General features: G+C 60.4%; 5 protein-coding genes and 1 tRNA gene. 1 reads left to right on the forward strand and 5 read right to left on the reverse strand.

Translation table 11 applies throughout. The annotated features are described in order from the left end of the window. Window positions 1-26: 26 nt before the first annotated feature. From IPP88_14850 to IPP88_14865, 4 genes are all read right to left on the reverse strand, one after another. Entirely contained in the window at window positions 27-7,250 is a 7,224-nt protein-coding gene (locus tag IPP88_14850) for a PASTA domain-containing protein (GenBank protein MBL0123942.1), read from the reverse strand. 41 nt (window positions 7,251-7,291) lie between these two features. Beyond that, the gene (locus IPP88_14855; GenBank protein MBL0123943.1) at window positions 7,292-9,205 is read right to left on the reverse strand and encodes a PKD domain-containing protein; all 1,914 of its coding nucleotides are present in this window, start codon (window positions 9,203-9,205) and stop codon (window positions 7,292-7,294) included. Window positions 9,206-9,284: 79 nt separating this feature from the next. Continuing rightward, on the reverse strand, window positions 9,285-9,635 hold the full coding sequence (locus tag IPP88_14860) for a hypothetical protein (protein MBL0123944.1): 351 nt from the start codon (window positions 9,633-9,635) through the stop codon (window positions 9,285-9,287). Window positions 9,636-9,671: 36 nt separating this feature from the next. After that, window positions 9,672-10,007, reverse strand: a complete 336-nt coding sequence (locus IPP88_14865) for a hypothetical protein (GenBank protein MBL0123945.1) — start codon at window positions 10,005-10,007, stop codon at window positions 9,672-9,674. A 111-nt stretch (window positions 10,008-10,118) separates the two neighbouring features. Between IPP88_14865 and IPP88_14870 the strand changes: the two genes are divergently transcribed. Further along, window positions 10,119-11,480, forward strand: coding sequence for a hypothetical protein (locus IPP88_14870; GenBank protein MBL0123946.1), 1,362 nt, complete (start codon window positions 10,119-10,121; stop codon window positions 11,478-11,480). A gap of 683 nt (window positions 11,481-12,163) precedes the next feature. Here the strand turns inward: IPP88_14870 and IPP88_14875 are convergent. Beyond that, window positions 12,164-12,240, reverse strand: a tRNA-Ile gene (locus tag IPP88_14875). Window positions 12,241-12,408: the final 168 nt, after the last annotated feature.

A 12,408-nucleotide genomic window follows, 5' to 3' on the forward strand; every position in this document is an offset into this window, starting at 1 on the left:
TGGTGCCGACTGTCACGCCGATGAAACTAGAAACCCGTCAAAATCGACCCGACTGAAAACGCGGGAGGAAAGGTAATTTTCAACAGCGGAATTCCAAACTTCACTGCACCACGAAATAGGCTCGCCTCGATACCGAGTGAAGCACCCGAGCTACCGCCCGTGCCAGCCACGTCAAATGTGGCACCGGCACCCAGTTCGCCCTTCACGGCCACACTGCCGACAACGAGGGTTGAACAGTACGTGAATTCCTTTTTTAACTTGTCGTTAGAAATGGCAAAGCCTGGCGCCAAACTGACCGTCGGCAGCAGCCCGAAGTCAAATTTGACGGCGCTGGGTGGACTGGTGTGGAGGTCGAAATTGAACCCAATCGCAAGAGCGCCGCCACCACCGGTTACGCCCACGCCTATCTTCTTGAGCCCCTTCTTGCCGGTAAGTTCGGTGCTCTCCCATCCGAGAGCGAGTGTGGGCGCGAAACTTCCATACGCGGCCGCCTGCAGGGCCGCATAACCAGCAACACCGGCCACTGCCGCTGTTCCGAGGTTGTCAACCGCCCACAAGGCGGCTTTCGCTTGGTCCAATTGAGTCGTCACGTTGCAAAACTGCACCACCACCTGCGCCCCATATGAGGCATTGAGCATGGACTGCATGCCCTGAACGAATGAGAGCTCGGTGAGTGTCGTCTGGCCGGTCGGGTCCATGCGATTCACCGGATCGGCGTCCGCGTACAGGTAGCGGTGTCGGGACACTGGCGCATCCATGCGACCGGAGAAAGGATCGCGGGAATTGAACCGCCCCTGCTCCGGGCTGTAGTAGCGCGCGCGCAATTGATACAACCCCGTGTCCGCGTCGAACCGTTCGCCGCGATAGCGATGATGATTCACAGTGCTTCCCGTCGAACTTACCGGCGCTCCGTAGGCATCGTATTGGTACTGATCTGTTGGCGTCCCCGTGGCATTCGCAAGCGCGCGGATACTGCCGAGCGGGTCTTTCATCTGAAAGCTCGTCACCGCGCCGCGTGCCATGGCGAGCATCTCGGCGCCATATGAATAACGCGCGTTTAGCGTTCCGTTACCGTCCTTTTCTTCGAGTACCTGCGACAGGCCGGTATTGTTTGCGCCGTCGATGAGAAAGCGCAATGAGCCGCCCGCCGTGGATGCCTGTACACGATTGCCATCCGCGTCATAAGCGTAAGTGTTTGCCAGCCCGCCACCGTTGACGGAGCGCAGCCGGTTTTCCGCGTCGAACCCGTATGCCGTTGCCGTCGCACTTTGTATCTTTGTCCCGAGATTGCCGTTGGCATCCCACGTGTACGCGGCGACACCGTCCGAGAGTAGCTGGTCGTTGCTGTTATAGCTGTATGTGGTTGACACTCCGCCCCGTACGGCTTGCACGCGGTTGCCAACCGCATCGTAGGTGTGGGTATGCACCAGGGGGTTGGTGCCGGTGCGCGTCTCGGTGGCAAGCCGGCCCCGCGCATCGTATGTGTAATTTTCGACTGAGCCGTCCAGTTCAGTAATTCGAGTACGTCGTCCTGCCAACGAATAAACAGTGGCATATGATTGCAGGATGGTGCCGGTGGCGTTGGTGTGAGTCAGCAGTGTGGGTCGGTTGCGATTGCTGAAGCTGGTGTCGGTCACCATTCCATTGGCGGCTGTTTGCCGAATGCGGTTGCCGACGAGGTCGTAGTAGGTGCGGCTTTGCCCTTCTGGCGACGTAACCTGTGACAACCTGTTCAACGCATCGTAACTATAGTTCACTGTCGCGGCGGGCGATGTGAGTGACATGAGGTTGCCATTTGCGTCCCGCGTGTATGTCACGGTTTCGCTGGTTGGATGGATGACCGAAGCCAACCGGCCGATCGCGTCATAGGTATAGCGGGTGACACCACGCGCATCGGTCACGCTGACGCGCTGCCCGTCTGCGTTGTAGGTCGTTGCGACGGTTGAGCCCCCAGGCAAGATCTTGGTGATGACGCGGCTCATGCTGTTATAGGTAAACAACGTTGTCCGTGAGAGCCCGTCAACGCGCGCGACAATATTGCCAACAGCATCAAATGCAAGGCGCTCGGTCTCACCGCCCGGATAGGTTTTCTCAACCATTCGGCCAAGGGCGTCGTAACGGAAGCGGGTGACGCGGCCGAGGGCATCGGATTGCGTCAACATATTGCCGCCTTCGTCGTACGTATAAGTAGCGTCTCCCGCTAGACCGGATACCGCAATCAACCGCCCGAGACCGTCATAGGAGTAGTTGGTGGTTTGCCCTTCCTCGTTGGTGTTGCTGGTGCGTCGACCCAGGGCGTCGAAGGTCTGGCGCGTCGTGCTCCCGTCCGGGTACGTTGTTTGAGATGGCCGACCGCTCACGTCGTACTGGAATGTGGTGACTTGCCCATTGGCGTCAGTGGCGCTGACAGGCGTGCCGAGCGGATTGAGCGATGTTGTCATGCTTGGCCGCACCAGAGGCGAGGCGCTGGTGCCATTGGCCACCGCTGGCAGTGTGGTTGTCGTTCGACGTCCCGCGGTGTCGTAGGCGTAGTCAGTGCGGTTGCCGTTGGCATCGATGGTTGCATCGACTCGCCCACCTGCCGAGTAGATCGTCTGCGTGAATGATCCGTTTGGCAGGGTTGTCTTCACCAGTCGCTTCAGTTCGTCGTATGCAAACGTCGTGGTTCGGCCAGCGCGGTCTGTCGATGCGATGACCGTACCATCCGGGTCCAGAGTTGACGACTCAAACGTGCCGTCAGGAAAGGTCGTACGCGACAAGCGCCCCAAGGTGTCGTACGTGTAGGTGGTGCGTCGTCCGAGCGGGTCGACCGTGGCGGTAACCCGGGCATTTGCATCGTATTCGGTGCGCGAGATGCCACCGAGGGGATCGGTGGTCGCGATTAGCCGATTCGCCGCGTCGTAGTCATAGCGCGTCACTAGAGGTGTCAGGGTGCCTCCGATGGTTCGGAAAAGTGTTGCGCTGGTTTTGTTGCCATTTGTGTCATAGGCAAAGTCCATCCGTCTGAGCAGCGTCGATGCTGCGTCAACGACTTCCTCGCGTGTCACGCGCCCTGCGGAGTCGTAGGTCAGATTGGTCTTATTGCCGAGGGCATCGATGCGTTGCGACGGCAATCCTAGCGGGCCAGCCGGGGATGAGCTTGCGCCCGCAAGTGGCGAATCAAAGCTGGTCAGATTGCCGTTTGCGTCGTAGCTAAAATTGAAGGCACGACCACCGGCATCTGTGGCATTGGTGACATCATTTCGCGGATTGTAGGCAAACGATGTGCTGAGGTTGAGACCCGTTGGATCGACCACTTGCGTGATCGGTAGTACACCGGCGTAGGTCGACGTCTGTTTCAATCCGTCCGGGTCGGTGACCGATGTCTCATTCCCTTGCGCGTCATAGGTCATGGTCGTTGTGGCGTTCACCAGCACGCCCGCAATCGTTACGCTCTTTTGACTCGATAAAACATTTCCGCTGGCGTCGTAGAGTACGCGGCTCGAATTACCGAGACGATCAGTGACAACCTCCTCGTTTGATGCCATATCGTGGGTGATGGTGATTTGCTTGCCATCAGCATCCGTCATCGAAATCAATCGCCCCGAGGCATCGTAATCGTTGCGGGCCGCGCGCACGCCGAGCGCATTGCGTATTTCGATCAAGCCGTGATTGCGGTCGTACGAGAACGTCGACACTGCGCCCACCGCATTGGTATGAGTAACAAGGTCGCCGTTACCGTCATAGGTGTAGTTCTGCACATTGCCCATAAGATCGGTGATTGACACGATCCGGTCTTTTGCGTCGCGCTTGAACACAATCCCGCGCCCATCGGAGTGCAGGATGCCGCCCGGGCCGAACGTGACAGCGTTGCCATTGCGATCGGTCACTTTCTTCACGCCGGCAGCTGGACTGATCTCGATCTGTGTTCCGTCCTGCGTCGTGTAGCGATAAAGCTTGGGGGAGTAGGTATTGAGCGTGGTGTCGTCGACCAGTTCGAACGTGGCGCCCCCGCTGATGATCAACAGACTATTGTTGCCCAGCGCTTCGAGCCGCCCGAGCGTTCCCGCGCGGGGCGTGAAACCGGTGACGTTTGTTGCATCGAGTGAACCGCCGTTCGAGGTGGGCGATACCACCATGTCGAACTCCTCGACGCGGCCATCGGGCAGCGTGACGCTGACCCAGTGACCCGAGGTGGGGGCCAGCGAAACGTTGATGCCGGCGACATTCCTGACCCATCCCGTGCCAAGCGCACGGTTGGTGCGGATGCGCAGTGTCTGCAAACCAAGGCGCCAGCCGATGCCGAAGTCACCTTTCATTTTGTCGCGGCTGTCGTAAGTGCGATGTACCGTGAGCGGTATGCCTGCCGCGGGAACGTTCAAGTCCTGGTAGGTCAAGGTGAACAAGCCCACCTTGCGGTTGCCCTTCAGTTGCACCGTGCTGGTGACGACGGTCACGTTTTCGCTGCGATCAAACACGGTGAGACGGATCGTGTAAAGATCGTTGACCATTGTCGTTGGATCGAGTGTACCCAGCGTGCCATTGTTCACGGCAGTGGTGCCCTCGGCGATCACGCTGAAAGTCTCGTCACCGGCCAATGCGATGGCCAACTCGTAGCGCAAGAAATTGGTATCGGTCGCAGTGCCCACGATGGTGGTCGGCCCCGTGATCGCGGCGCCGTCTGTCGGTGCCGTGATCGCCGCTGCCGGCGGCGTGTTGTCACCAAGCGTTCGCGCCGCGACATTCAGCGTGACCGATCCAGTCCTTCCACCCAGGGTCGCGCTGATGGTTGTGGTGCCGTTGCCGATGGCTTTGGCGAGGCCGGTGGTGCTGACTGTGGCCGCCGACGCAGCGGTCGATGCCCAGGCTGAGGTGAGTGTGATGTCGGCACTGGTGCCGTCGGTGAATACGGCGGTGGCTTTAAATTGCAACTCGTCACCAGCCAGGCGCTGCAGCGGACCAGGGCCGGGTTCGACGACGATCGATGCAATGGGCAGCGGCAAAGGCGGCCCGGCGGATACCGTAAGCGAGACCGGATTGGCGGGGATGGGCAATAACTCTGTTCCACCATTGGGTGTTTGCGACATCACCTGATTGACAGGAATCGTCGTTGAGAACACGGGCGCAACCGCGCGGCTGAATCCAAGCGCCACCAGCTTGGCGTTGGCGACAGAAAGCGTGTCACCCACCACAAACGGCACCAGCGTTGGTTTGGGCCCCTTCGAGACCGTCAGCCTCACTGTGGCGTTCTGAGCGATACCAGACGCGCCTGCGAGCGGATCTTGAGCGAGCACAATGCCCGCCGCTGCACTGTTGAACACCTCCGAGGCGACCAGCGGCGTCAGTGGTACCGGCTCCAGCAATGCCCGCGCGGCAACAATGGTTTGCCCAACCACGTTTGGCACGGTGGCCGTTGTTGGCGTCATATTGATGATCATCGATTGTTCGGTACGCGCGCCGAACGAATCAATGGCCGCCACCACGATGGTGACCAGCCGCCCGCCGCACGCCGCGCCGCACACAGTTACGTTCACCGCGCCAGTCACCGGATCGACGGTGGGCGGCGCAAATTGTCTTCCTTGCGTTGCAACAAATTCGTAGTGCACGCTGTCGCCCGGATCGGGATCGACCGCTGTGATGGTATATACAGTTTGAAAAGTACCGGTCGGTGCCGTCTCGGTAAATGCCGTCGGCGGGATCGAAGTGATCACCGGTGGGCGATTGACTGGCTTGATGTCGACCTGCACGGTGGCTGGCGCGGAATCAAGCGTGCCATCATTGGCTTTATAAGTAAACGAGGTGCCCTGCGACACGCGCTGGTCGATCACCGTGCCCTGCTGAATTTGCTGACGGAAGTCGCGCCGCATCGAGGCGTCATAGCGAATCACCGCTGAATCGTTGATCGCAGAGGCACGGAAGTTCATCTGGTTTTGTACTCTTGGACCAGGTGCCCAGTTCAGATCGCCGCCGCTGATCTTGAAGGTACCGCCCTTGCAGTCCACTGGTCCACCAGTGAGGACGCTGCAGTTCCAACGACTACGATTGTTCAGGACAATATCGACATGGCCGTCGCCGTCGGCATCGACCAGCATTGGGGTGGCGTTGTTGCGATAGCCGTCGGCTTCTGTGTCGACGCTCCAGATTTCGGCGCCGGTGCGTCCATTCAAAATGAAGAGCCGTCGCGAACCTTGCACAATTACTTCCGGCACGCCGTCCAGGTCAAGGTCGTAGACGTAGACCGGCGAGTTATTGGAGCGCAAGGCAGGTTGAAGCTGGTTGATGACCGGCGTCACGACTGTGACGTCGTCGGAAAGCTCCTTCGCCCAGAGCAGGCTTCCGTCACCACGGTACACATACAGAACGCCGCTAAAGGTGAGCAAGATTTCAGACGTGCCATCGCCATCCACGTCAGCCACGCTAACGATGCCGGGCAGCCCGTTTTCCATGGGAATCTTTCGTTGGGGCGTTCCATCGTGGCTGAAGATATAAATCCAGCCGAAAATTTGCACGCCAGAGTTGCTCGTCGGCAACATGTGCATGATGACTTCCGCCTTACCATCGCCATCGAGGTCTGCGACTGCGACGGAGTCTGGTTCATAGGCTTTCGGGATGCCGGCATTACTTTCGAAAGGGGCCTGCCATGCCAGCGTCCAGTTGCCATTCACAAGCTTCCACACGTCACCGCCGGAAATAATTTCTACCTGACCGTCACCGTCCAGGTCCGCGACAATGGGCGGGCTGCTCGTCGTGGGGCCATTGTCGATTTGCTGCTCATCGGCATTGTTTGGCGCGGTCAGTACGTTCTCTACCACACCAGTGCCGGCATTGAGCACATAGGTGGCCTTGCACGCGCGCCCTTCGTCGGCAACAAGACCGGTGACAGTGCGGCAGGCGGCGTAGGTATAGGTGCCAAGCGCAGGTGTGGCGAAGTAATAGCCCTCGGTACTCGACCAAAGTTTGCGCAACAGAATTTTGGTGCCGCCCGTAGGTGTAATCCTGGCCAGAGTCGGCAACGATCTGTAGGCGCCGCCCACCGAACCGGGATAGGCTGGCGGGTTGGGCAGCGCCGAGCCTGCCGGCGGTTCGTATGCGCCGGGATGCGGCTGCGACAGGCGCGGACTGAGCCAGCGTGCCGCCACTTTGCCGGTGGTTGAGATCGCAGACGTATTGACCGCTACCAGCCGATCCGTGGTGCCGCCGCCGGCGATATCCTTCGTACATTGGACGGGCATGACGAGATCGATCTCGCCATTCCCGGTTACGTCGCCCAACGCAAACTCAGTAAAAGCCAAAGAACGTGCAGCCGGTCAGATCAACGTTGGTGGCGATATTCGGATCGAACTGTGCCAAGTTGCGCACCGTCGCTGCCGCGCCATGCGCGGAAATTACCGAAGTCGCTGGAGACATAGTCCGCCTTGCCATCGCGATCAAAATCAGCCGCGTATTGGAAGACTGTGCTGCCGCCGTTGATACCCCGAAAACTCACGACCGGGTTGAGTGCACGAGGCGGCAAAGTGGCGGGTGCGGTGTAGCTGAAGCCGCCATTGGCGTTGAAGGCACTCAACGTTCCTTTGGTGGGATCGGTGATTTCTAGTGCGGTCAGCGGCCGGCCGCCGGGCGAAATATCGTTGCCAAGTACCCCAGGTGCGGCGACTGTGAGCGTCTCGCCGAGCCGGACGGTATAGCTGTCATCTTTCGCTGTCGGTCCCGGGGCCGACGGCGTAAGCGTGACGGTGAATTGTTTGCTGTCGAACAATCCGCCGCCATCAGTCACCCGTACGGTCACAAGGTAGTCACCGGGAGGCCTGCCCAGGGTCGACCAATCCAGTGTCGCGCCACTCAGCGCCATGCCCGGCGGGCCGGAAACCAGCGCGTAGGTGAGCGCATCGCCTGCGTCCGGATCGCGGCCCTGCAGCACACGGTTGAAGCTGGTCCCGACAGGGAGAATCACATTGGTCTGCGTCGCCAGTTGCGGCGGCTGATTGGTGTGCACGACTGTCACGGTAAAAGAAGTGGTTGCGGTGTGGCCCAGCGCATCCACCACCTTCGCCGTGAAGGTGTGCGCTCCCAGCTGTGCAGCTGTCGGCACCCAGTCAACCAGCGGCGAGGGATTCAGCGCGGCGCCGGCAGGTGACGTGACTAGCGTGTAAGTCAGCGAATCATTGACGTTACCGTCGCGTGCCACCAGCAGCTGTTGATAGCGCGTGCCGAGCGAGATGGTCCGGTCGGGAATATTCAGGAGAAGCGGCGCCCCGTCAGTCACCGTCACCTGCGTGTCGCTCGTTGCCGAAAGCGCACCATCGCCCGCGGTCAGTCGCAACACGTAGGTGCCGGGCGCGGAAAACGTTACGCTGGTCGTTGGCGAGGCGGGGTCGGTGAATGCGACCCCTGCGGCAGGCCCGGAGACCATGCTCCAGGTAGTCGTGAGCCGCGCTGGCGGATTCGGCAAACCGTCATCGGTGGCGGTGCCGGCAAGTGTGGCCAGGGCCGGCAGCGTGATCGCCTGGTTCGGTCCCGCGCTGACCACCGGCGGCTGATTGGTCGCGCCGGCCGCATTCACGGTGACACTGATGTCGCGCGTGGTGGAGAGCAGTGAATCGCTGGCCGTCAGACGCAACACATAGGTGCCCGTCGCCGCGAACGTTGCGGTGGTGTCTTTATTGCTGGCCGTGGAAAACGTTACGGTACCCCCTGAGACTTTGCTCCATGCGTAGGTCAGGGCGGCTGGCGGGTTGGGCAAGCCATCGTCGGTGACCGTCGGTGTGAAGGTTGTGGAATTCACAGGCAGCGTCAGTCCGAGAGCCGCTGGGAGCCCGGAGATTACTGGCGCCTGATTCCCGGACACAACGGGGTTGACCGTGATCGTGACATCTGCGCTGACACTGAGCAGCGAATCCGTTGCGGTAAGGCGCAGAACATAAGCGCCTGCCTGATTGAAGGTGGCGGTGGTGCCGGCAAGCGCCGCATTGGCAAAAACCACCGTGCCGGGACCGGAAACTCTGCTCCAGGACACCGTCAGCGCGCCCGGAGGATTGGGCAAGCCGTCGTCGCTCGCGCTGCCTGCGAGGCTCGTCTGCACGGTACCGCCGGCATTGAGCGTGACCGTTTGATTGGGCCCGGCGCTCACGGTTGGGGCGGTGTTGGCGGATGGAGGCTCCAGGCGCAGATCGACGTCAACGCGCAATGCCAGTTCCGTGCCATCTATCATCGCGTAGAGCGCGTGCAAATCCGCATTCGGCCCGACGTTGCCGACTGCGCCAGTGATCAGTGCGGTGACGCCGTTCCAATCACCAATGTAGCCGTCTTTACGGTGATCGCATACGGCACCCCCTGCCCGTGATCAACAAGGCGCTGCCCAGCGCAACGCCGAACCAGGCCATTGCGCCGCCGCGCAACGCGGCCAATCCGTTACGGCGAATCTGCCGGATGCCCAGCGCATACACAATCAGCGCCAGCCCCATTACCGCGCTCCAGTGCAGCGTCGGAACCGAAATAGTGTTACCTGCGCTCAGGCCGGCTGCAAATACCTGTAAAGGCGCGAGCGGAAGCAGTGCATCCGCGGCGCCATTGCCGGCAAGCGACTGAGCACCAAGGCGCACCACGGTCGGCTGTGCCGGGTTAGCGTTGGGCGGAATGGCGGCGAGCGCCAGGCTCATTTCGATGGCGGTGCTACCGCTGCCGCCATATCCCTATCAGCAGCGTGTAAGGTGCCCGGGTTGCGCACTGGCCGCGCCAAATGTGCCGCTCTGGCAATTGAGCCGTTCAAGCGCCGTGGCGTTTGCGGTGTTTTGCGTCGTGTTCACCGTGGCGCGCACGATGATTTCGACGCCAGCCGCCGCGCCCGCGCTGTTGCTGACTGTGCAACCGGTGGCGGCGTTGCCGTCAGCGTCGATCAACACTTCGTATGAATGCGTGGCCGCACTGGCTAGTGCAGGCATGAGCAACGCGCAAATCGACCCAAGTGCGGTCAACGCAACCAGTATTGCCTGCTTCGATGATGAAATCCGAGTTTTTCCGATTATTCTCATGATTTTCCCGGTGTGCTTTTCTCGTTGACAGTGTGCTTGAACCCGCGCGCCAATTGGTGGGATTGCCACGTCTGTCACGTTACGTTACCGTTACACCTTGATCGCACAGAAATGAAGACCCCCGTCCATTCCCCCAAGGATATTCGCAGCGCCCTCGCTGACGCGCTCGCCAGTCGCGGTTTTGCGCGTGCTGCGCGCGCGCGCGCGTTGCTCAAGTATCTGGTCGAGGCCAAACTCGCCGATGATTCGGCGCGGCTGAAAGAGGCCTCCATTGCGGTGGACGTGTTCGGGCGGGCACCAACCCGTTTCGATGGCGACACCGATGGCATCGTGCGCGTTTCCATCAACAGGCTGCGTCAGGCGTTGGCGCGTTACTATGGCAGCGAAGGTGGCGAGGCGTTGTTCCGGTTTGAGATCCCACTCGGCAGTTACGCGCCCGTCATTCGCCGACGCACGCCTGGGGGATTGCCCTCACAACCGCGAATTCTCGTGCTGCCGCTGGCCAATTTCACCGGTAAACCTTGCAACGACGCGCTATGCGACGGACTGACCGAGGATCTGATCGACGCGCTGGCGCAATTGAGCAGTGTGCGCGTGCTGGCACGTACATCGAGCTTCAAGTTCAAGGCGGTCTCCGCCGATATTCGCGCTATCGCCCAGGACGTCAGCGCCGATGCCGTGCTTGAAGGTAGCGTTCAGGAAGTTGGAGCGAGGCTCCGCCTGACCGCTCAGATGATACTGGCCAGCGACAGCACTCATCTTTGGAGTCACTCATTCGAGGCTGATGCCGAAAATCGCGCGCAATTGCAGGGGCAGCTCATCGACCTGATGCAAAGATCGATCGTCGACATGACCGACTCGCCTTCGACCGCGATCGCTGACCGCGAGGCCGCAGTGGTGTCTGGCGAAGCGCTCTTCACGATGTCGGGAAGCACCGTTGCTATCGCGCACTATCATCGCGGACTTTATGCCTACCGGCAGGGCACAGTGGCTGGTTTCACGGCAGCGGAGAAGAGCTTTTCCGACGCAGTCCGCACCGATCCAGGCTTTGCGCGTGCACATGCCGCGCTCGCGCGAACGTGGTGGGCCAAGGGAAACGCAGGCATTGAGGGCTTGACCGTTGCTGCGCATCGTGCGCTTGCGGCAACCCGTCAGGCGATGGCACTGGCGCCGTTTGATCCACTGGTGCTGGCAGCGCACGGATACCTCGTGTTTTTTGTCGATTACGATCCATCGGCTGCGCTCGCGTTTGCGGTGCGGGCTATTCGACATGGCCCCCACGTTATCGAGGCACACCTCTTGCACGCGAAGATCTGCAGCTATCTTCGGCGCTTCGAAACTGCGAACGAAAGTCTCGAAATTGCGCGCGCACAGTCCTCACTCAGTCCACTGCGGCGGAGGCGGCCCTGCCGCCATCGTGGCACCCGACTATCCTCGTGCGTTGACGGTGCTGGACGGGCCAGAGTGCCGTAAACCACTAAACGGCGCGCGCTGGAACCGGGGACATGTCTTGCGGAAGATGGGCGAGTTTGACGCCTGCGACAACAACTTCGCGGATAGCGTGTCGCTGGCCGAGCACCGCGCGTTACACGGAACTTATCCGTGCACTCACGCACGCTAGCGCGGGCGAATTGGAGAAGGCGCGGGAACTGCGCGCTCGGGCTCTCGATGAAGTTCCGTGGGCAGATGATCCGATGGTGTACGGCACGATCGACGCGCTGCTAGGCGACGAAGAGGGTGTACTGCGCGCGTGGGAACACGCCGTCGGACAACGCGACCCCTATGCTTATCCTCTCTTTCTATCACGAAGGAATTTGACCATTGGCGCGGCGCATCCACATTTTGTCCGCGCCACGGCGGCAGCGCCTGAAGGCTCAAACTGGCAATAGACGGGCATTTGCCAATGGCAACAATCGCACAATTCGGACCAGGCGTCTGAACGAACTCCGACAGCGCTTGACGACTTTGAGCTGGAAGGAAAAACAGCAACCAGCACCATGCTACGGGGTTCCGGCCTAGCTAAAGCAGAACGCCGCGCCAGTGTATGTTCGGCGGTGTACGCGGACGTGGTTGACTCGTCAGAATTACCGGTGTAACGGAGGCCCGCAGCCAGCTAGCGAACTAAGGCAGCTCGAGTCAGTACAAGCCAAATTCAATGGTGGGCCGTGAAGGACTTGAACCTTCGACCAAAGGATTATGAGTCCTCTGCTCTAACCAGCCAGGCTAACGGCCCGGTGTGACGTTGCAGCAGGCAAGATTATGGCAAGTAATACATCGCTTTTAATCAGGCTATCATAGCCGCAAAACAACAAGTACCGCCTTATCCAACCACTACCTCACTCCGCTGTTGGCGCCGAAATCCGTCGCAATCATCGGCGCTTGCGAGGCGTAAAGGGGCGCT

The organism is Betaproteobacteria bacterium, assembly GCA_016720925.1.
Taxonomy (GTDB): Bacteria; Pseudomonadota; Gammaproteobacteria; order Burkholderiales; family Usitatibacteraceae; genus UKL13-2.